The organism is Pontibacillus yanchengensis, from assembly GCF_009856295.1.
In the GTDB taxonomy this organism is placed as follows: Bacteria; Bacillota; Bacilli; order Bacillales; family BH030062; genus Pontibacillus; species Pontibacillus yanchengensis_A.
The window spans coordinates 1-19914 of sequence record NZ_WMEU01000012.1 but is presented as its reverse complement, the minus strand read 5'-3'; the positions used below and the strand labels follow the sequence as shown (position 1 = coordinate 19914).

At 36.4% G+C, this 19914-nt stretch carries 27 protein-coding genes; 25 read left to right on the top strand and 2 right to left on the bottom strand.

Going from position 1 to position 19914, the window contains the following annotated elements:
- Positions 1–144: 144 nt before the first annotated feature.
- On the bottom strand, positions 145–447 hold the full coding sequence (locus tag GLW08_RS20240) for a hypothetical protein (RefSeq protein WP_160850426.1): 303 nt from the start codon (positions 445–447) through the stop codon (positions 145–147).
- Between the two features lie 423 nt (positions 448–870).
- Between GLW08_RS20240 and dnaN the strand changes: the two genes are divergently transcribed.
- The 5 genes from dnaN to GLW08_RS20215 all read left to right on the top strand — a co-directional run bounded on the left by dnaN (position 871) and on the right by GLW08_RS20215 (position 3624).
- Positions 871–2010 carry a DNA polymerase III subunit beta gene (gene dnaN, locus GLW08_RS20235; RefSeq protein WP_160850425.1) on the top strand — a complete coding sequence of 380 codons (1140 nt, stop codon included), beginning with the start codon at positions 871–873 and terminating at the stop codon, positions 2008–2010.
- Between the two features lie 62 nt (positions 2011–2072).
- Entirely contained in the window at positions 2073–2309 is a 237-nt protein-coding gene (locus GLW08_RS20230) for a hypothetical protein (RefSeq protein WP_160850424.1), read from the top strand.
- Positions 2310–2395: 86 nt separating this feature from the next.
- Positions 2396–2884, top strand: a complete 489-nt coding sequence (locus tag GLW08_RS20225; RefSeq protein ID WP_160850423.1) for a hypothetical protein — start codon at positions 2396–2398, stop codon at positions 2882–2884.
- 13 nt (positions 2885–2897) lie between these two features.
- Positions 2898–3458 carry a GAF domain-containing protein gene (locus GLW08_RS20220; protein ID WP_160850422.1) on the top strand — a complete coding sequence of 187 codons (561 nt, stop codon included), beginning with the start codon at positions 2898–2900 and terminating at the stop codon, positions 3456–3458.
- Entirely contained in the window at positions 3442–3624 is a 183-nt protein-coding gene (locus tag GLW08_RS20215; protein ID WP_160850421.1) for a hypothetical protein, read from the top strand. The genes GLW08_RS20220 and GLW08_RS20215 overlap by 17 nt, the downstream gene beginning before the upstream one ends.
- A 50-nt stretch (positions 3625–3674) precedes the next feature.
- Here GLW08_RS20215 and GLW08_RS20210 read toward each other — a convergent pair whose 3' ends face one another.
- Positions 3675–4148 (bottom strand): hypothetical protein, encoded by a 474-nt coding sequence (locus GLW08_RS20210; RefSeq protein WP_160850420.1) that lies wholly within the window; start codon positions 4146–4148, stop codon positions 3675–3677.
- Between the two features lie 274 nt (positions 4149–4422).
- Between GLW08_RS20210 and GLW08_RS20205 the strand changes: the two genes are divergently transcribed.
- From GLW08_RS20205 to GLW08_RS20115, 20 genes are all read left to right on the top strand, one after another.
- A complete protein-coding gene (locus GLW08_RS20205; protein ID WP_160850419.1) occupies positions 4423–4911 on the top strand; it encodes a hypothetical protein in 489 nt (162 codons plus the stop codon).
- Positions 4912–4925: 14 nt separating this feature from the next.
- Positions 4926–5492 carry a hypothetical protein gene (locus GLW08_RS20200; RefSeq protein WP_160850418.1) on the top strand — a complete coding sequence of 189 codons (567 nt, stop codon included), beginning with the start codon at positions 4926–4928 and terminating at the stop codon, positions 5490–5492.
- Between the two features lie 263 nt (positions 5493–5755).
- The gene (locus GLW08_RS20195; protein ID WP_160850417.1) at positions 5756–7153 is read left to right on the top strand and encodes a DUF3854 domain-containing protein; all 1398 of its coding nucleotides are present in this window, start codon (positions 5756–5758) and stop codon (positions 7151–7153) included.
- Between the two features lie 88 nt (positions 7154–7241).
- On the top strand, positions 7242–7772 hold the full coding sequence (locus GLW08_RS20190; RefSeq protein WP_272917126.1) for a JAB domain-containing protein: 531 nt from the start codon (positions 7242–7244) through the stop codon (positions 7770–7772).
- Between the two features lie 28 nt (positions 7773–7800).
- Positions 7801–7896, top strand: a complete 96-nt coding sequence (locus GLW08_RS22195) for a JAB domain-containing protein (RefSeq protein ID WP_272917125.1) — start codon at positions 7801–7803, stop codon at positions 7894–7896.
- Between the two features lie 122 nt (positions 7897–8018).
- Positions 8019–8435, top strand: a complete 417-nt coding sequence (locus GLW08_RS20185) for a JAB domain-containing protein (RefSeq protein ID WP_160850416.1) — start codon at positions 8019–8021, stop codon at positions 8433–8435.
- The gene (locus tag GLW08_RS20180) at positions 8435–8824 is read left to right on the top strand and encodes a hypothetical protein (RefSeq protein ID WP_160850415.1); all 390 of its coding nucleotides are present in this window, start codon (positions 8435–8437) and stop codon (positions 8822–8824) included. The genes GLW08_RS20185 and GLW08_RS20180 overlap by 1 nt, the downstream gene beginning before the upstream one ends.
- Positions 8825–9114: 290 nt before the next feature.
- Positions 9115–10149: a DUF6094 domain-containing protein gene (locus tag GLW08_RS20175; protein WP_160850414.1), complete on the top strand. Its 1035-nt coding sequence runs from the start codon at positions 9115–9117 to the stop codon at positions 10147–10149.
- A gap of 28 nt (positions 10150–10177) precedes the next feature.
- Positions 10178–10660 carry a hypothetical protein gene (locus tag GLW08_RS20170; protein ID WP_160850413.1) on the top strand — a complete coding sequence of 161 codons (483 nt, stop codon included), beginning with the start codon at positions 10178–10180 and terminating at the stop codon, positions 10658–10660.
- A gap of 62 nt (positions 10661–10722) precedes the next feature.
- Positions 10723–10905, top strand: a complete 183-nt coding sequence (locus tag GLW08_RS20165; RefSeq protein WP_160850412.1) for a hypothetical protein — start codon at positions 10723–10725, stop codon at positions 10903–10905.
- Between the two features lie 139 nt (positions 10906–11044).
- Entirely contained in the window at positions 11045–14185 is a 3141-nt protein-coding gene (locus tag GLW08_RS20160) for a helicase-related protein (protein ID WP_160850411.1), read from the top strand.
- 131 nt (positions 14186–14316) lie between these two features.
- Positions 14317–15141, top strand: coding sequence for a TIR domain-containing protein (locus GLW08_RS20155; protein ID WP_160850410.1), 825 nt, complete (start codon positions 14317–14319; stop codon positions 15139–15141).
- 271 nt (positions 15142–15412) lie between these two features.
- Positions 15413–15616, top strand: a complete 204-nt coding sequence (locus tag GLW08_RS20150) for a hypothetical protein (protein WP_160850409.1) — start codon at positions 15413–15415, stop codon at positions 15614–15616.
- A 22-nt stretch (positions 15617–15638) separates the two neighbouring features.
- The gene (locus GLW08_RS20145) at positions 15639–15962 is read left to right on the top strand and encodes a hypothetical protein (protein WP_160850408.1); all 324 of its coding nucleotides are present in this window, start codon (positions 15639–15641) and stop codon (positions 15960–15962) included.
- On the top strand, positions 15962–16486 hold the full coding sequence (locus GLW08_RS20140; RefSeq protein WP_160850407.1) for a hypothetical protein: 525 nt from the start codon (positions 15962–15964) through the stop codon (positions 16484–16486). Before GLW08_RS20145 ends, GLW08_RS20140 begins: the two co-directional genes overlap by 1 nt.
- A gap of 4 nt (positions 16487–16490) precedes the next feature.
- Positions 16491–17642 (top strand): hypothetical protein, encoded by a 1152-nt coding sequence (locus GLW08_RS20135; protein WP_160850406.1) that lies wholly within the window; start codon positions 16491–16493, stop codon positions 17640–17642.
- A 39-nt stretch (positions 17643–17681) separates the two neighbouring features.
- A complete protein-coding gene (locus GLW08_RS20130) occupies positions 17682–18044 on the top strand; it encodes a hypothetical protein (protein WP_160850405.1) in 363 nt (120 codons plus the stop codon).
- Positions 18041–18718, top strand: coding sequence for a hypothetical protein (locus GLW08_RS20125; RefSeq protein WP_160850404.1), 678 nt, complete (start codon positions 18041–18043; stop codon positions 18716–18718). Before GLW08_RS20130 ends, GLW08_RS20125 begins: the two co-directional genes overlap by 4 nt.
- 66 nt (positions 18719–18784) lie before the next feature.
- The gene (locus GLW08_RS20120; protein WP_160850403.1) at positions 18785–19711 is read left to right on the top strand and encodes a ThiF family adenylyltransferase; all 927 of its coding nucleotides are present in this window, start codon (positions 18785–18787) and stop codon (positions 19709–19711) included.
- A partial coding sequence (locus GLW08_RS20115; RefSeq protein ID WP_160850402.1) for a hypothetical protein occupies positions 19698–19914 on the top strand: 217 nt, incomplete at its 3' end. The genes GLW08_RS20120 and GLW08_RS20115, both read left to right, overlap by 14 nt.

Below are 19914 nucleotides of genomic sequence, written 5' to 3'. Positions count from 1 at the left end.
CCCCAGTCCTAAAGCCGAATTATCATCATAAATAAAGTTAATTAATTTAGAAAAATCCGAAACTATTTTGAAGCTTATAGGGACACTTCGAAATATAGTTCGGATTTTTTGTGAGCTGAAATACTTATGTCCCAGCCCTTTTTTTTAATTAAATTGATATTTGCTGTGGCTCACCCATGTTATGTCCCTTGTTCCTGTAGTTCTTGAAGTTAATACCCCTCGAACATTCTTTTTCCAATCCCAAGTTCCCATATTTTTTTCCTTACTGTTCAAGGCGTAATGCCATACAACCTCATAAAGGACAGGAAGAGTGTAATTAACTCCATTTTTTATCACGGAGGTATTATCGAATGCCTCCCTAATCCGGGCGTTTAATGATGGATTATCACTCACCCATTCTAATACCTCTTTTTTTACTGGATCTTGTTTGTTGTTTTCTTTTTCCATAAAAACCAACTCCTTCCAAATTATATTATAAATGAATGAATTTTTTTAATCTACCTTACAATAAACACCTTGTTTATTTAGAGATGCGTTAATTCTTTATCATGGGTTTCAAGGCATATTAACGATAAAGCAGTTATCTTATCTATATAATGACTATGTTTTACTATATATCGATTGAACGGCAGTTGTACGTTTAGTATAATAAGAGCATATTAAATTATTATTTGCTCTATTGAGCCTGGTTACGAAGTTACAAGCCCTACGGGTGACATTTTTCTTTGGAAGAAGTGTGTCGTCTCCCCGTGGGGCTTTTTTGCGTTCTATGGGGTTAATTTAATTACTGTTATGAGAGAGTCATAGGGTTTCCTATGGCTCTTTTATATATACACAAAATTACACATATACACTTAGGAGGAATGAAAGATGAGCGTACAAATGAAGGTAAAAGAGGTAAGTAAGTTTAATGAGTTATTGATGAAAGCGGCTGGAGCAGCTGACAAGAAATCAACTACTCTTACAAATGGTATTCTGGTTCAAGCTAAAGGGACTCAAGTAGAGTTACTAGCTACAGATTCAAACTCTTCTATTAGGGTTGCAGGGGATGAGGTTGTAGAGACAGATGAGGACGTTACCTTTTGGGTACCGCTTATGTTTGTAGACATGATGAAAAAGTTACCTAAAGGTGATGTGGTACTTGATATTCAAGATAGTAAAGTAGATATTAAGGTTAAAAAGTCTTCTTACTCCATTGCGACAAGCGATGCTTCTGAATTTCCGAAGAAGTCCTTCGAAACATTAGCAAAGTCCTTCACTATTAATGGAGATCAACTATCTGAAAGTTTAAAGGCTGTTCTACACTCCATAGCAGTAAGCGAAACGAGGCCCATTTTAACAGGTGTTCAACTAAAGTCTGATGGCAATGGGATTAATGTAGCTGCAACCGATAGCCATCGCTTATTTGTTCATCGCATTAAGCTTGATGAAGAAATAGACCAGATAGATAACCTTGTCCTTCCTGGTGTAGCTGTCAAAGAAATGATTAAGCTATGTGAAGGGGAAGGTGATATGAAGATAGAGTATGAAGATGCGGTCTTTAAACTATCGACGGAAAATATGACATACTCTACTAGGTTATTAGATGGGAGTTACCCACCTATTGATCGCTTGATTCCCAAGGAGTTTGAAGCGGAAGCTGTCATTCATCGTGAAGAATGCATTCAAGCGATAGAAAGAGTGAAAACAGCTGTAGGAAAAGAAAAGAAGACCATTTCCATTAAGTTAAATGGTGGTACTCTTCCTACACTATCCGTTAAAGCCAATTCGGATATTACAAATGTAAACGAAGAATTATTTATAGATGATGTTTCTGCGGAATTTGAATTCGGCATTAACTTTCATTACTTACAGGAATGTCTCAAGAGTATCCAAACGAAAGAAATCCGCTTTAAATCGTCTGGTCAAAATAAACCAATTATTGTACGACCAGTGAATGAAGAAAGCGAGAATGAAGGATACGACCAATTCGGTTTAATCTTACCTGTTCGGGTGGCTCAGGAAGCATAAACAAATTACTGAAAAACGTCCTAAATTTCTATTAGGGCGTTTTTTTATATGGAGGGTTATATATGCCAATTATACAAAAGGTCTATGTCATTTTTGATTTAATTTATGATAGTATTGAATCCATTCCCGCAGAGGCATTTGATACATTCAAAGAGATTCCTAAAGTGCGTTATATTGTCGCGGAGGATTTCGTAAGTACTGCGGATGAATTGGAAACTGGAAGGACAAATACCTATAAAACATATGAGGAAGCGGAAAGAATACGATTAGAAGAAGAGACATTACTTGACGACGTTTGAAGGTTAGCTAATTAGAAATTACAAATAACAAAGGGAACCCATCTGTCCGCTATGGATAGGGGTTCCTTTTCTTTTGGAGGTGGAGTTTGATGGATCCAGACACCAGTGAACAGCAAACCGATGTTCAAGAAGAAGGGTTAAGAACAAGTTTAAAAGTAGTATGCTATTTGTCAGCTTTCTTCTTTACGTCTATCATAATTTATGTTTTCTCTGAATTTATAAGCAGCATGTTAACAAAAATGGTGAACAAATGGTTTGTGGAGGAAGAAGTTTCTATAACGCAGTTTGATGTCATCACAACCGTAGGTGCTATATACCTTATTTTCTCTTTATCAAAAATATTGGGAAATCATTTGGGGGCATCTGGTACGGAAATAGGAACAAGCATAACCAACTTTCCAAATCCATTCCATGATTCAAGTTATCGTGATGGATCATTTACTTTGAAATTGGAGAATAAAAGGATATTCAATAAATATAAGAATCTATCGTATCAGTACAAGTTGGATATGGAATTATATAATGAGTTGGAGCAAAAGTATAGACACGTGTTAGTTAGAAAAATTTCAATCTAACATTATTATTTTGGTGAGACACCATGAAAGTGCTAGTAGATTAATATCTTCTTTAACTTATTCATTTCATTCGGGTAGATATTCGCTCGATAATGTATTAAGGGAAACGCTAGCAGAATGTATTACTGTTTTGGAAAAAGACCAAAGTGATAAGTCTATATCTCTTTTCGAGGTGAAAGATGATATCTTACAAATTAGAGATGGTATAAGAATTAGTGCTGAATCTGTAGTCAAGCGTACCTTTGAGAAAGGTACAGGGTTTGCTGGTTCGGTGTGGGAAAAAGGTGAGGCTGAATATATCAATAATATTGATTATGAAGGTGATCCTAGATTTAATCATGAGGAGCATTACTTTCCTAAGCGAAACCGTTTCAAATCAATGATGGGTATTCCATTACAAGTTGACGAACAGATAATAGGGGTTTTGTGCATTCAGTCAGAAAGTGAAGATGGCTTTTGTGCAGACGATTTGAGAGCCCTAGAGTTCTACGCTAATTTATGTACTTTCATGATGCTATATGATAAGATTGGCTTAAATACGAAAGGGAGTGAAGACAATGACAGCTCAAAATAAGTTTAGTCAGCACCAGACAGGTTGGGAACGAATTGACCGTTTATTTGCTGAGACTGATGAACTGATTGAAGAGTATAACAATACGAAGAAAAAAGTAGAGTTAGCTCGTGCTAATTTCACTCCCGAACGGCCAACACTATTGAATCGCTTATTTGGAAAAACATGAAAATTGTAGATTGATTAATAAAAAGGGTAAAGCGTGATGCTTTACCCTTTTTATTTAAAAAAATTCTCAATACTTACCGAATCTTCTATTTTCTTTTTTATTATTTGCTTTAGCTTATCCTCATTAGTTATTTTCTGGTAGTCGATATCTTCATATAGTTCATCTACATCCTCTTTGTATATAGTATATCTATCATAATTAAAATGAAAGGTAACTTTGTGAATATCTTCCACTAAATTAAATAAGTAAGTAGAATTTGTAATGATAATCCGTTCAGCATTTTGACTTGATTTCTCGTTATATTTTACTACGATTAGATTTTCTTTTGGATATAATGAAAAATCATTTAAATCTCTGTGGTTGGGTAACATCTTAATTATTGCACCTATAAAGTCATTATTGTTTATAGAGGCTCCTTTATATAAAAATGGTGAGTTCTTACTTGTTGGAGTTTGGTTGGGTTCACAACTTAATAAATAACTTATTAAAATAGTTAATGTTATAACTATTATTTTCCTCCACATATAATCCCTCCTTGCACAATATGTATAAGAGCATCTTATCTATGTTATTTAATTCTACTCTCTAAAAAACTCTATTTTTATAGGGCATATATAAACATTTTGAAAATGTAGTTGTTATTAAAGTTATTTACATTATATCAACAATAGACTAAAAAAATAATATTTATGCTAATATTTTGAAAAAAAGGAAAAAAGGTTGTGTTCCTTGATCTTTGTGAGATACTTTAAGTAGTTGTCCAATTACTTAAACTTAAATGAAGGAGGAGAGGTAATAGTGAAAAAATTGCTTCTTATTGTTTTTTTCTTGATGTTTACACCTATCAATATAGTAAATGCATATGGAACTGATTACTCAACGAAAATAGACTATCAATTATGTGATTATTGTACTTGGAACTTTGAAAATGGATACTATTATGATAATGAATACACAAATTGGTATGCTTCAGTAGATTTTGATAATTATAAATTATCAACCAGATCTACGTTAAAAGGGGTGAATCTGGAAGGAACTATTTACGATAACTCAGATCCTTATTGGCGAGAAACATTTTTTCAAGATGGAGACGGAGATGTAGTTTGGCGTGGGGTGAAGCAGCACGGAGAGTTCATCTCTAATAGTTACTCTTGGGACCTTCATGTAGATTGGTCAGGAGTTCCTGGTACTTTTACTGCATGGATAGTATCTGATTGGATAGGTGGAGCAGGCAATACGGCAGACGAAATTGGTTTAGTTCATGAGCTTCATTATGAGGCTCCATAAGGGGAGGGGTAAACATGAAGAAGAAAATAATGCTAGCATTTGCAATATTAATACTAACGGTAACATGTATATTTAGTTTTAATGTCCAAAAAAACAATGCGAGTAAAGCTCTAAAACCAGTACAAGAATTAAGCAGCAATGATGATACAAAAAAAGCTTTAAATAGTTTGCCGATAACTGTTAAAGAGAAATTGAAAGTTCCTAAAAAACTACCTTTTGATACTAAGAATACAGACCATTATGCAAAAACTAGAGCTATAGGTAAAAACTATTATTTTCAAGAAATTTGGAGTTCAAATAATATGTCTTTCGAATTCAATGTAATCAACGATACTCCAAAAATTCCAGAAATTGATGATTCAGAATTTAATGTTGAGAAAGATATATTGACAAACGGAATTGAGGCAGTGTATATAAAAGGACCTAACGCAGAAAAAATTTACTGGAATGATAATGGTTTTCAGTATATGTTGATTCATATACCTAGAGTGAATGAGAGAAAAGCAGCATCTGATAATAAGTTTTTAGGTATTGAAAAATTACAGAAAACTGCTGAAAAAATTATTAATAAACAAGGTTAAGAAAGAAATTTATGAGAGGTATTATCTGTTAGTAGATATAGGTGAACTTGAGCTAATAAATTTCTTTTAGCTATCAATAGTTGCTGTACCATTATCCTTTTAGTATAATATAACCATATTAAATTATTATTTGCTCTATTGAGCCTGGACACGAAGACACAAACCCTAGTTGGGTGGAATCGCATGCTTACTTGAAGTATGCCTTCCTCCAAACTAGGGTTTATTTTTTGTCCTTTTTTAATTTAGGAGGGAGGAAAATAACGTTGGGATTAGTTACCGAAGAAACCATTGAAAAAGCTAGAAACGTAGATTTATTGTTTTTGGCACAGCAAATGGATGAACCGCTTCAAAGAGTAGGTGGAAACTATTTCACTTATCGTAATGGCGGGGAACGTACGCCATCTTTGTCCATCTCCCCACAGAAAGGTATGTGGAAGGACTTTTCAGGCACGGATGGAGGATATAGTGGCATTTCTTTCTACGCTTATCGACATTACAATACCTCGACTCCTAAGGGGCGAGATTTCATTGAATCTGTCAAAGCGATTTGTAAGTTATGTGGCATTACGATTGAGTACAAAAATGGGAAACAAGAAGAGAATAACCATGTTGAGTACAAAGCAAGGAAGGAGATCAACCAGGTTGCTACAAAAGCATCGGTTGACCAACTCCATACGTTTTACCAAGAGTGGTTGCGTTTGAACAGTTGTAGTCCTTCACATAAGGAGCACTTAAAGGAGGTACGTAACATTAATCCCTCCGTAGCTAAGGTGCGTTTTTACCGTTCACTTGATGCAGAGCAAAAGGAAAGGTACAAACTTGTAAAAGAAATGAAGAAAAACTTAGGTGAACCTTCTGGTGTACCTGGTTTTGTATTGAAGAAAGGGAAGTATGGACCTTACTGGACAGCTTATGGTAAAGCGGGATTAATGATTCCGTTTCGAGATATCCATAATCAAATCCAAGGTATGCAAATCATGTATGATGAACGTCCTCAACTTGTGCAAAGTAGTGGGGAACTTCAAGTACAGATGAAAGATTGGTCCAATTTCATTGTGATTAATTCTTCTACGGGTGAAAAAGTAGGAGAGTATCATAGAAATCAATTACCACTGGAGTTTGAGAACGGGAACGTTTTTATCGAACTTGGACCGAAATACGGTTGGTTTTCGAAAGCTCCAAATGAAGAGCATGGCATTCTTGATGGTGCAGAGATAGGAAACCCTATCCCTTATCATTGCGCTGTTCCGGCAAAAGCACTACTAAACTGGACAGTACATAAAGGGACTGTTCATGATTATCAACACCATGTAGATTCGGAAACAGTTTGGTGGGGAGAAGGACCGCTTAAAGGGGATATAGCTTCGGAATATACCAAGCAAATCCACTTACAAGTGCCAGGTGTAAATCAATGGCGTCTCTTACTAGAACCAACCAAGGAACTAATGCCAAAACGTGTCATTTTTAGTTTTGATGCTGATGCTCAAACGAAGGAAGAAACGGTACAAGTTAATGTATTAAATGCAATTGAGGAAGCTAAACAAGAATTACAACCTTTAGGGATAGAGTTGGCTATTGCTTTATGGCCAGCGGAAAAAGGCAAAGGGCTAGATGATCTGATGAATGCAGGTTATCGACCTAAAATTGTCTCCATTCCATAAAGGCTTGTTTTCTATATAACACATGGGGGGGTCACTTATATTAAGTGGTCTTTTTTTTGTGTCTCATTACACTTTAGGAGGAATTTAAATGAATTTAATGGTTAAGGAAGTAGCAGAACGTGTCTACGAAACAGCAGGAGTTAATCAATTATCTATGAGAGAGTTGCTTTATCTTATGGTAGGTAAAGGAACAAAGAATCATTCCCTTGATGACATCATTAACGATATTATGCAAAAACATCATGATTATGGATTGAGGAACCTTTCTATAGAAGAAATTGAATCCATCCCTGGTGTGGGTAGGAGAACTGCAGAACGTATTTGTGGAGCAGTTGAGTTGGGTAGGAAAGCCTACAATAGTAATTTAGATAAAAAAGAGTCAATAAAATCTCCAGAAGACGCGGCAAATTTGCTTCAAGATATTAAGCATGAGCGTCAGGAGCACTTTGTGGCTATTTATCTAGATTCGAGAAACAATGTGTTAGCACGAAGGACGATTTTCATAGGTTCTTTAAATAGCTCAGTCGTACATCCTAGAGAGGTGTATCGAGAAGCTGTTAAATTGTCCGCTGCTTCCCTTGTAGTAGGTCATAACCACCAGTTTAAATACTCAACCTAGTTCTTATGACATTGATGCAACAAAGCGTTTGGCGGAATGTGGCAAGCAGTTAGGAATTGAGCTACTTGATCACGTTATTATAGGAAACGGGTACACATCCTTGAAAGAAAAAGGATATGTCTAATTACACTTTAGATAGATTAGGAGAGTAGAACCCATAGGGTTTTGCTATAAATTACGCACAGGAAGCCACTTTATTTTAAGGTGGCTTTTTTGTGTTTATTACACTTTAGGAGGAATTTAATCATGTACACATTTAGGAAAGAACCACTGTTAAGGAAGCCAATTTTGGAGGAGCCAAATGATGTTATTACGTATGTATCCAGTTCATTTCGTGATACAGACGAACATTTCACTTGTCTGTTTATGAATAATAAAGGGCAAGTGTTAAATGCCAAAATGATCTCTCGTTCAACAGTTGATTATGATGATATTTCATTGCAAGAAATTTATGGAACAGCGAAGGAAGAAAATGCTTATGGTGTGATTACAGTCCATAATAAACCGCAACAAGGTAGAGAGGTTTTAGGACAGTTCAAATCATTCCTAGAAAAAATGATGAAGGCAAAAGATACCTTCTCCGCCGAGACAAGTGTTGATTTTATTGATCATATTGTAATCGATGAGAGCTACCACTCTGTTCAAGAAATGGGGTGGGCATAATGAGAGCTTCATTTGAGACTCGTAATGTTCAATACGAAATCAACAACTGGGGTTATGAGAGAAATGGACACTTTACGATGGCCCAGGTTGAATTAAAGGAACTAAAACTTGGTCAACCTGCTGAATTTGAAGTAACTATGGGGGAAAATAAACGCATCATCCGTACAGATGATGTTATGAACATAGAAGCGTGTCCTCCGCAGTTTAAAAAGGAAATGTCTAAAGATTTTCAGGCATTTAAACTAAAAATTTACAAGGATAACAAAAAGCCATTTATCGTTACGAAAATCGGCTTTGAAGAAGAGGTGCTTAAGTGGGCTGCTGACTATTTTGGTGTTTCCTCTAAACAGGTTGCCGTTATGCCTATCGAGGGAGGGTTAGCACAATGAGTGAACAATACCCTCTACTAGGATACAAGGAAGATATAGCAATTTGCTTAAGAGGTAATTACAAACCAATTCAGGCTAAGTTCCTTGGATGAGAAGAAAAACAGGACCGCAAAGGATCCTATTTTCTTGTAGTTCTCTTTATGAGTCAAACAAGATATATAGATGAATGGTTTATCGGAACGATAAACGGATTACCTTTTCAAGTAAGTGCTTAATCATAACATTTTGGAGATGGAGATATCTTGCCAGCATGGTGAGGTATCTCCTTTCTATTTAGGAGGAGATTTAATATGGCAAGAATCGCATCACAATCAAAGGGTGGGTTTTATGCAACACCACTGACTGAAATAGAAAAGGTGTTGCCTCATATGCAATTTGAACAAGAAGATGATGAAAGTCTATTTAACATCATAGACCCTTGTGCTGGTGAAGGGGAAGCACTAGAAAGGTTCATGAACCAAGGGATAAGGCAACAAGCGGATATCATGGCTTATGGCGTAGAGTTAGAAGAATCTAGGGCAAAAACCGCTTCAACCATCTTAGATTATACCTTGAATGAATCCTATTCCAATGTTCGAACAGAGCGTAAATTTGGCATGATGTGGCTGAATCCACCTTATGATGAAATCTTTAATGAGCGAACGGAATTACGCTTTTTAAGGACACTCACTAGTAAGTCAAAGGGGTTACTGATTGATGAAGGGTTGCTTTGTTTCTGTGTACCTCAATATGTCTTAGGGGTTTGTGCCAATGTTTTAGCAGGACGCTTTCATGATGTGAAGGTGTACCGCTTCTCAGATGAGGAATATCCAACATTCAAGCAAGTGATTTTATTTGCTAAGTTTGGAAAAGCCAAACGAGATGAGCGGAAGGATACGTTGAAACACCTACGAGATATCGCACAACAAGGACCAGAGGCTTTGGCAACACTTGATGAAATGGAAGAGTCCTTTATGATTCCTTCTTCAAAAGATCAAGTAAACGTATTTCGGGCAGGTAAGTTGAATCCAGAAGAGCTTAAACAAGACCTTCAACAATCAGCTGCTTTCCTGGAATTTGACAAGAAAGTCACACCTCAGAGTACTCAATCAAGTATGCAAAATCCTTTGCTACCTCTTAAACACTCTCATGCTGGCATTGCCGTAGCAAGTGGAGCTATCGGGGGAAACATGGGTAATCATATTGTGGTTGGTGTGACGAAACAATTAACAGAAAAAGAAGAGCAAAAAGATGAAGAGTCTAATAGGAGTAAAGAGATCTACACGAAACACCACAAATCAATTGTGCGTGTCTTTACTCAAGATGGCATTCATGAATTGCAATAGGATAAATACACTTTAGGAGGAATTTAATATGAGAAATGGAGCGTACATTGTGTGTGAATGTCTTGGCCATAAGAAGGGTTGCCAATGGTGTGATGATCTAGGTTACTTCTATATTAAACACACTATGGTAAAGCCAAAAGACTTTGACTTAACTACCGTATCTTTTGAACCAGTATTAGGTTTATTTGGATACTTCATAGTAAAAAGCAAAGTTATTGGTGTGGCAAATATTGAATTTAATGAAGGTTCTGCATTCGTATATGACATGCAATCCTTCATTGATGATGAACATGGCACTAATATGATGATAGACACACTCAAGTACATGGAAGATATAACCGAAATAGAGGGAGAAGTCGATGATTCTCTAATATTGAAGTGGCTAAATAGAGGAGCTATGGCTCACCCAATGGGGTATCAAGACGATCCATACCAATTTATTTGGATGCCTAGTTTGGAACAGCCTTACTGGATTCCCGATAATAAGTGGAATGGTATGAGGGTTATATAACGATATTTATTACAGCAAGGATATATATTTTCAAATCACATTACCCAATCAGGAGGCTTATCATGATTATTAAGATTTCATCTACTTTTAAAAAGTATTTAGCTTTACGTAAGGAATTCAATACTGTTGAAAAAGCACTCAAACAAGCTACGCATGAGGGAGATGTAGCATGGAGTGAAGAGTTAATGGAAGAACGCTACCGCATTACATGTGAAATGGATGAACTACTACCAGCACGTGTCTAGTGAGAACACTAAGATAATGAGCTGAATTAAACAATAACAGATATAAAGGAGGGAAAGCCCTCTGACTTACGAAACATGGTCAGGGGGTTAACACCTCCTGTCATGTTATAAGTCATGGCCTTACTACATGAAAATATCAATGCAAAGTCATGAACGTTTTTTTAATGCTCAACTCCATTTTGTTGTGGTAGATGAGAGGGAAGATAACAAAGAGGTAGTGGTAGCAAGTTACATGGATGTACCGGAGTCTGTACAGGCCGTATCCGCTGGTTTTTTAGAAGGAAGACCTCTTCAATTGGAATCCTTCGGTGAAATTAGGCGGGGTTCTGATACGTATCGTCGCTTGGAGCGTAAAGTAGGCTTAGGAGATGTGGCACATGGAATGGTCTTTTCTTCTATGGCTACACTTGAAGGTTTAAATGATGTTATTGAAGGTGACAAGAATTCAAAAGGGTATATAGTTTCCATGACGGGAGACATAGAGGAAGCCATTGCCGAACATTGTATTAATCGGTTTGGATTACCTCCAGAATGGAAAGAACATTACCCGAAACTTTTTGATCCACTTCTCCATCATATGAGGATTATTCAAAATCCTGCATTTGAAGACTTGTATCCTAATCTTAAAGCGGTTCGCCTAGAAGCAAATGAAGAAGAAATATTAAACATGGTGGAAACCGCTCTTCGTAACAGAATGCTTAGGATTCCTAGCTCAGATGTACATGGTAAATTTGATCCTGAGTGGTCGATGAAACAGTATATGATAGAGAATGCTCAAGCTATGTCCAAGAAGCTACAAGCGTTCAAGCCTAGACATACACCGTACATGCCGTTGGACCCTGCCATTGCTCAAATGAAGCGAGTACCATTTCCAGCTCAGGCTCATGTGATTCAGGGACTTGTAAATGGATTAGACCATGAAAACTCTGTCTTCACATCTGCCAATATGGGAACGGGTAAATCCATACAGGCTGTAGGTGTAACGAACGTTCTTAATGAACGAAAGAAGAGGAACAATGCCAAAAAAGGTACCTCTGTTCTGTTATCAGCTCCTGGTATCACTCTGAAGAAATGGCAGAATAAAGAGATTAAACAAACGCTTCCTGAAGCTAAGACCAATATTATTCGTACAAGTGGTGATGCATTAAGACTTCTCAACAAGGTGAGGAATGGATATCGTCCTGAACCAGGGGAGATAGAAATTACGATAGTTGGGATAGATAAAGCCAAAATGAGTAATGAACCTTACTTCGCAGGGATTTGGAGGCGAATGAAAGGCACACGAGACGAATTTACGTGGCATTGTCCAGATTGCGGTCGACCATTAAAAAAGAAAGAGGAAGATTCTTGGGTGGATCTTGAATGGTCTGACGTAGCGGTTGGTATCCCACCACTTCCGGAGGATATTGAGGAAGCTGCTCAGGCTAAGCGATTATTACCCAATGGATTACCTAAAGACTTTAAAGTGAAATGGAAGAAGACCAAACGTTTTACAACATGTATGTACAATGAAGAAGTGTTTCTTCCTCAAAAGGAAATCGACCATCATTTTAATAAGATGGAAATTAACAAGGATGATGGAGAGGAACAAGTAGAGGAAAAGAAAAACTTGGCTAAAAAATATGCATCATGTAGCTCAAAATTATACAGACCAGCTGTGAAAAACAGAGGGGAATGTCGTAATAAGCCAAGAGTCAATATTAGCCAAATCTTCAAACGGATGAAAAAGTACTTTGACCTTTATATTTGTGATGAAGTACACCAGTGTAAGGCAAGCGGTTCTGGTAGGGGAGATGCCTTCGATAAGATGGTGAAATCCGCTAAGAAAAACTTGAACTTAACTGGAACCTTAGTGAATGGTAAATCATCAAGCATAAAGGAAATCCTTTGGAGAACGAATCCAGCTGCCTTATTGAAACGTGGCTTTACGGATGCAACAGGTGATGTTGCTTGGGCGGAACGTTATGGAAAGCTTAAGCAAGTCGTACATGTTGAAGAAGAGGAAAAAGGGTGGACCACCAAACAACGAAGAAAGCCCATGCAACCAACAGAAGAACCTGGTATTGCACCTCAGATGACAGCTGAATACTTGCTTCACAATACAGCATTCTTAGAGCTTGATGATCTAGGCCTACCACTGGTGGAAATCAAAGAAAAGCCTGTATTCCTTGATATGGATAATGAACATAGTGCTGCTTATCGTGCATTTCATGAAGAAATGTATCAAGAGTGTAGTAAGAAAGCTATCGTTGGTGCTAAAGGAGCATGGTCTAAATTTAACCCAGCTACGATTAATTACGCTGATCGTCCCGATTTAGGAGCAAGTTACAGTTTCTCGAATAATGGTGACTATGAGGATTATTATGTAACAGCACCTGAAATAGAAGGATTTCATGCAAAAGAGCGTTGGTTAGTTGAACAGGTTAAGCAAGAACTATCTGAAAATCGAGGAGTCGTTATTTATAATAACTTCACAGGTTCATACGGGCTCAATGAGCGGACAAAAGAAGTGCTTGAGGCTCATAATATTGATTGTTGTATATTAAATGAGTCAAACACGGAAAAACGCTCTGAACGCCTTGAAGAGCTTAAGGAAGAAGGGGTTCGAGTCATCGTAACGAACATGAAACTCGTACAGGTCGGTTTGGATTTATTAGCTTGGCCAACTCTTATCTTTAATCAACTCTCTTATGAAATTAATCAAGTTCGTCAGTCAGCAAAGAGATCTCATAGAATTGGGCAACATCGAGAGTGTCGTGTCTTTATTAGCGTTTACAACGGTTCTCAGCAAATGAAGCAATTCTTAAAGATTATGTCAGCTCGTGGTCATGCATTGATGACAGAAGGGCGATTGGATAAGTCAGAATTAGCTAAATATAGTTATGATGAACAATCCTCTTTAGCTACCGATCTTGCAAATTGCTTTGCAGCATCAAATGTTGCAAACGCTTGGGAAGAACTTGCAGCCAAAGAATATGAAGATATAGAGATGATAGAGGAATCACGTTTTCAAGAAGTATTGGATGCTCGCATGAAAGCCTTAGCGGATGAAACAAGGCGACTATGTGGAGTAGTGGAAGGAGAAGTCGTGAAAACGATGGAACCTGTTCCAGAATCCGAAGAATATAACTTGTTTGCATTTGATTTTGATAATGAGACTGGAGAAGGAGGACAAGAGAACCTATTTGATTTGATAGAGGTTGTTGATATGAACGGCTATAAGAAGAAAAAAGGTTCGAAGAAGGCTCCTACAGAAGATCAGTTATCATTTTCAATATAAATCTAATAATAGCATTGTTCCAATTAGTGGGACAATGCTATTTTTTTCCTCAAAGTTTAATTACTATTCCATCTCTAATTCTATATAAAATGGTAAAATAGGAATAAATTGTTTATCAGGAGGAAGTTATTGTGGATATAATACAAAAGTTATCTTTTGAAATAGACGGCGTTTTAGGATATATAAGTGATTATAATGGAAACTCAGAAACTAAGGCTTTTGAAGATAATATTAAAAGAAGCTTAAATACTGGGAATGGAGAGGAAGTATTATTTATATTAGAACAGATTCACGATTGGTATGAGCGTAATTATGATGACATAATGGGTAATGATTTTGTGATGAGCAAGGAAAAGGAAGCGCATTATAACAATAAAGAGAAAATTGCGAATTACATAGAAGACCTAAGAAAAATGAAAAAAGAGGCACCTTTAAACTTTAAACAAAGTGAAAATTCAAAACCTGGAAGCAAACCATTAAAGCAAAAAATATTTATTAGTCATTCGAGTGACGATAAAGAAGTATGTAAAGCATTCGTAGATTTTCTTGAGCGTCTAGGAATAGAAGAGGATCAGATACTTTATTCATCATCTAGCAGACATGGTATTCCGGCTGAAATGGATATATTTAATTTTTTAAGAGGGGAAATAGATGGGGGTATCACTGTTTACTACATGCTTTCTGATAACTATTACAGTAGTCCTTATTGCTTAAATGAGATGGGTGCAGCATGGGTGAAACAAAATGACAGCAAGACTTTTATTTTGCCTAATCTTACTGGAGGTATAAGAGGAGTAATTGATGATGGGAATAAAGGTTATGCTTTAAATGACTCTTATGACCTTATACAGTTAAAAAACAATCTATGTAAAGAGTTCAATCTTAAAGTAACAGAAGGTAAATTTGATGATATAAAACAAAACCTGTTAAATGAAGCTCGTAATGTACATCAATAGAAAATGAAACAGATTGCTTAAGGTTATTTGTTTTAGTATAATGATGGTATATTAATTTACTATTTGCTCAATTTGAGCCTGATTACGAAGTTTAAACCCCTAAGGGTGGCATTATTTTTCTCAGGAAGAAGTATGCTCACCTTTAGGGGTTTTTTGCATGCAAAAAATTAATATATTAATAGCTTACAAACCGGAAGTTACTCATAGGTACGCCTATAAGTACTTTCGGTTTTTTTAATAGATTAACAATTACACTTTAGGAGGAATTTAGATGATTCAATTACTAACCGAGGGAGTTTGGCTATGTAGGATTATAGCAGTTATTTGCGGAGTTTTTGCGTATCTTATGTATCGCAAAGGTTATGCCAATGCTGCAGCTAAGAGTTTTCTATTCTTTGTTATCTTACTTGTTGGTTCAATGTATCTATCAGGAATTAGGGATAATCTACAAGCAATGTTGGTCCAATTACCTTAATTACACTAAAAGGAGGAAGAACATGAGTTACTTTCAGAAGTTTATTCAAGCAGCTGAGAGCACCAATTACGGAAATAACCATGAGGTAGATCCTGGAGCAGTTATGAGGATGATATATATTATTATGTATTCGCCTCAAAAATCACTTAAGGAAGTGGATTTTAATTCCTTTACTCAAGCTGAATTAGAACAAGCTATTGAAGAACTTCACTGGTATGAACCTGATGAGGTTTCTGACGAAGGACATTCAAACATTGGTAATCCCATTGTAGAAGTAAATAGGGCAGCTCATATTAATCAGCTGATGGATACATGTCATCCTGCTCAAAAGAGGAGGTTTTTCTAATGTCCAAAAGCGTTTTTATGACGTCTGATTCAATCATGTCCCATGCACTTACAGCGGATAACCTGATGATTGCAAAGGTCTTGCATGATCATGGAACTCCACTTGATGGAGAACTGTGGTTTTGGAGTGATGTCCATTTTCGAGAGAATTCTATCTTCGAGGAAGCTCTATCAAAAGTTTTTGATGATGCTAGGGTGCAGTTCGATGAAGAACGAGATGCCTTTCGTATATGGGTGAAAGATATCCAAGAGGTTCAAGAATGGTGTTATTTAAGAAACCACTTTACAGATAAGAAGCCATCAACTCAAATAGAGCAAGATGAGAACGGTTTACTTACTCTACTTTCTTTTACTTGTGAGTATTATTTAGACCTAGAGCTAAATGGGCGTTTTACAGAGGACGGCATAGTGATTGAATGCGAGGAAGATACAGTAATTGCTGGTGTAACGAATTATCAGTACATCCGCCAATTATTAGAGTTTAAAAAAGAATTTGAGAAAAGGTTACTAAAATGGAGGAATTGAGCTTATGAGTACGGTGAGCGAAGAAGCAATCGTTCGGCTTAGAGACTATGAGCCTGCTATTTACGAAAAATATGAGAATGGTATAAGGGTTGGGCAAAAGAAGATGAAACCTTCTGATTTAGGTTTATCTATGCTGAATATGTTGGAAGACCATGAGATTATCGGTCATTTACTAGAAAATCATTCCCTTTCAGAAATGTTTGAAGAATACTTTAACCATTTGAAATATGCAGAAGGCGAAAGCTATGACTACAATGCAGAAGTCATAAAAACATTGGGGCTTTTTCTTGAACTGTTGGATGAAAATGAAGATAGTCAGGAGATGTTAGGGGCTATTCTTAAGACTCTATCCTGGTATTTCGATCCAACACAATTAGACGAAGAAGCTGTTACTGGCTTAATGAGGAAGTTCATCCATAGGATTTCTGAATTTCATCAAAAAGACCAGATACAAAACCTTTTCTATTCATTGTTAGATAAGGTGAATGTTCTTGGTGAAAATTCAGATGCCTTTCTTACTAAGGTGTTGCAACTTGCCTTGAAGCGTGCAACTTTTGATGACCATGAAACGTTGATACATCAATTATTCGAGGTTACTGCTAATAAGTCCAAGAAAGATTGGGTTGTGAAAACGCTAAGTCAATATATGGAACAAGAGCGGACATGCGCTAGTCCTATCTTACCTAGAAACTGTTTTGCTTATCAGGAATACAGGAATGGCAACAAGATAGTAGGCATTGAAGTAGATAAGCAAAGATTTGATGTGAAGTATCATAGGCATGAATTTAATGAAGTAGGGCATCCAAAGCTCTTGTTTATATTTGAGGTAAGTGGAACTAAAATACGATGGGCAAAAGTGGCAGCCATTAAGGAACGTTTTATTAGTGGTCAAACTAGGTTATATCATTACCCTTTTGCTAACGTATCAACTAACTTTTCAGCTTGTTGGCCAGAACTAAGAGACTTGGAGATCAAAGAACTTAGTAAGGTAGGAAGCTTACCATATGTATTTCTAAACTCTGAAACCAATGACCATTTATTTAATGGGACCAATTTGGGAGAGAAATATCACAAATTACAAAACAATGATTTTAATGAAGATGAGTTGGAGGATACAGGTTTGGTATTAAGTGATCTACTTGATATCAATGCCTAGTATTACTTAAATACAAAATTACTTTAGGAGGAATTTAATATGACTAACGAATTTCAAGGAACTTTATTTGGAGAAGAAGAACAGGTAACTACAGAAAAGAAAGGGAAACAAACGAAATCTACTCATGGCTCCAAAAAATCGAATGCGACTTCAGCAAAGCCTAAGAATGAAACCATTAAAGTAGATAGCGAATGGACCATTCATTATTATGGAGAATCGTTTGAACTAGCGGAGTTTATTGAGGATATTCCAGAAGAAGGTGTTACCTTAGAACAGGTAAGAGTTGAAATGGCAAAAGACTTCTTCGAAATGTCTAAAGACCGTACTCACTGGAACTACGATAAGGAAAACAAAAGAGTGTTTCCAATTATCACTGGCGCTGCTAAAGGGTGTTCCCAATGAAGTTTGGTATCTATAACCACTATTGGCGTTTAAGTGAATTTTTAGAAGACAGAAAGTCTCATAACATAGTGGCTTCACGTGATGGTCACCTTTATGAGATAAGGAGGACTCCTTTTGGGATGATATCAGTTCCTGCTTCTGAAAATGCTCTTCGAAGGTTAGAAGAAGTGCCTAAAGGTTTTCAATTTGAATTACCCCTCATTCCTGGTGAAATAATGGAACAAATTCTGACGTTCTTCAGGAAGTATTGCAATCCTTGGGTGGAATCAGAGGTGATGATCCAGATTTTCTGGCATAAGACGGAACATTACTATAAAGCAATTTGCCCTCCTCAAAAGGTTTCAAAGGTCCATGTGGATGCTGAACCAATGACAGGGGATGGTGAACTGGTAGAAGTGTTACAAATTCATTCTCATAATACGATGGATGCGTACTTTTCTTCTACAGACAATGCTGATGAACAACGTTTCTTACTTTATGGTGTGGTAGGGAGATTGAATGAAACTAATCCTTCTATCTTACTGAGAGTAGGATTGAATGGATATTTCTACACACTACCTATTGAGCGTGTCTTTACTAATTTTAATAAGAGTAAGGACAACGCATATCCAATTGAGTGGGATAACAATATTGAATATATTACTTTTTTGGGAGATGAAGAGAGCCTATATTAGGCTTTCTTTTTTTTTTATTTTGAAGGGCCGAAAAAATGGCTTAATTACGTTAAAGGAGGAATTCTGATGAATAGTATTCATATTATGAATGAGGATAAAAGAAAACTTTATTTTAATATCTTACAGGTAGGTGCGGGAGCTAACGGTGGCCAATTTTTTAGGAGTCTTTGTCAGGATATAGCTACTCACTTTATATCATTTAACAATAATCCAGGGAATGACCAAGTGCAATTTGGTATGAATCTCACTATTTGTGATAGAGATGTCTATGAACCTAAGAACTTAGCAAATCAACTCTGTACCCAGGAGGATATGGATGAATATAAGGTCATCGCTTTAGCTGAAAGGTATGCTGATGTTTACGATTTGTCCGTTAAAACGGTTACTGAATATATAAAAGATTTCAGTATGCTGGACCAATTCTTGAAGGCACCTTCACTTGATGAAGCTTACCAACATGTATATGTATTGGTAGGGATGATCGACAATAACAAGACTCGTCAGCTGTTCCATGATTACTTTTATTCTGAAGAAGTAGATAACCTTATTTGGATTGATACTGGTGTTACAGGTGTTGAGATGCAAAGTGAATATTCGGATGAAGAAGAAGCTAATATTCGAGAGAGTGGTTTTAGCGGTCAAGCAGTTGTAGGTTTTAAGTACAACGGCCATGTTATCTTAGAGCCAGTTACCGATATGTTTCCAAACATCTTAGATGATGCCGCGACCCATTTTCCAGATGAATCATGTGGAGAAGTCATTATAAATAATCCTCAACGATCATCTACCAACAAAATGGCAGCGTTGATAGCTAATAATATTATGAATAACCTTTTTCATTCTCAAAGAATATTCAATCATGTTTTAAATTTTAATGCACAACTATGTGCCAGTGGGGGAAGAACCTCATTTATTAAAGACTATCAGTTACAAAAGTGGGAAGAGGTAAAACAATATACGAAACGGGAGGGAATGGATTATGGAACTAGTTAGATGTGAAGGAGAAGGTATTGTTCAAGTACTTTCATATAAAAGATATGGAAAGAAAAAGATATACCAAGTTTTAACACAGTATGGAGAAGTGTTAAGTATTGAAGATTTAAGTTTGAATATTATTCCTCAATTCGAATTACAAAATCATTATTACAAACTGAGAAACAAGAAAATTATTCCATTAAGAGAATGTAAAGCGGTTC

Excerpts from the sequence above, each read along its gene's own strand:
- GLW08_RS20170 (WP_160850413.1), top strand. The coding sequence starts at position 10,178 with ATGAGAAATGGAGCGTACATTGTGTGTGAATGTCTTGGCCATAAGAAG.
- GLW08_RS20215 (WP_160850421.1), top strand. The coding sequence starts at position 3,442 with ATGACAGCTCAAAATAAGTTTAGTCAGCACCAGACAGGTTGGGAACGA.
- GLW08_RS20165 (WP_160850412.1), top strand. The coding sequence starts at position 10,723 with ATGATTATTAAGATTTCATCTACTTTTAAAAAGTATTTAGCTTTACGT.
- GLW08_RS20190 (WP_272917126.1), top strand. The coding sequence starts at position 7,242 with ATGAATTTAATGGTTAAGGAAGTAGCAGAACGTGTCTACGAAACAGCA.
- GLW08_RS20130 (WP_160850405.1), top strand. The coding sequence starts at position 17,682 with ATGACTAACGAATTTCAAGGAACTTTATTTGGAGAAGAAGAACAGGTA.
- GLW08_RS20200 (WP_160850418.1), top strand. The coding sequence starts at position 4,926 with ATGAAGAAGAAAATAATGCTAGCATTTGCAATATTAATACTAACGGTA.
- GLW08_RS20150 (WP_160850409.1), top strand. The coding sequence starts at position 15,413 with ATGATTCAATTACTAACCGAGGGAGTTTGGCTATGTAGGATTATAGCA.
- GLW08_RS20175 (WP_160850414.1), top strand. The coding sequence starts at position 9,115 with ATGGCAAGAATCGCATCACAATCAAAGGGTGGGTTTTATGCAACACCA.
- GLW08_RS20230 (WP_160850424.1), top strand. The coding sequence starts at position 2,073 with ATGCCAATTATACAAAAGGTCTATGTCATTTTTGATTTAATTTATGAT.
- GLW08_RS20180 (WP_160850415.1), top strand. The coding sequence starts at position 8,435 with ATGAGAGCTTCATTTGAGACTCGTAATGTTCAATACGAAATCAACAAC.
- GLW08_RS20160 (WP_160850411.1), top strand. The coding sequence starts at position 11,045 with ATGCAAAGTCATGAACGTTTTTTTAATGCTCAACTCCATTTTGTTGTG.
- GLW08_RS20145 (WP_160850408.1), top strand. The coding sequence starts at position 15,639 with ATGAGTTACTTTCAGAAGTTTATTCAAGCAGCTGAGAGCACCAATTAC.
- GLW08_RS20240 (WP_160850426.1), bottom strand. The coding sequence starts at position 447 with ATGGAAAAAGAAAACAACAAACAAGATCCAGTAAAAAAAGAGGTATTA.
- GLW08_RS20135 (WP_160850406.1), top strand. The coding sequence starts at position 16,491 with ATGAGTACGGTGAGCGAAGAAGCAATCGTTCGGCTTAGAGACTATGAG.
- GLW08_RS20140 (WP_160850407.1), top strand. The coding sequence starts at position 15,962 with ATGTCCAAAAGCGTTTTTATGACGTCTGATTCAATCATGTCCCATGCA.
- dnaN (WP_160850425.1), top strand. The coding sequence starts at position 871 with ATGAGCGTACAAATGAAGGTAAAAGAGGTAAGTAAGTTTAATGAGTTA.
- GLW08_RS20185 (WP_160850416.1), top strand. The coding sequence starts at position 8,019 with ATGTACACATTTAGGAAAGAACCACTGTTAAGGAAGCCAATTTTGGAG.
- GLW08_RS20210 (WP_160850420.1), bottom strand. The coding sequence starts at position 4,148 with ATGTGGAGGAAAATAATAGTTATAACATTAACTATTTTAATAAGTTAT.
- GLW08_RS20125 (WP_160850404.1), top strand. The coding sequence starts at position 18,041 with ATGAAGTTTGGTATCTATAACCACTATTGGCGTTTAAGTGAATTTTTA.
- GLW08_RS20120 (WP_160850403.1), top strand. The coding sequence starts at position 18,785 with ATGAATAGTATTCATATTATGAATGAGGATAAAAGAAAACTTTATTTT.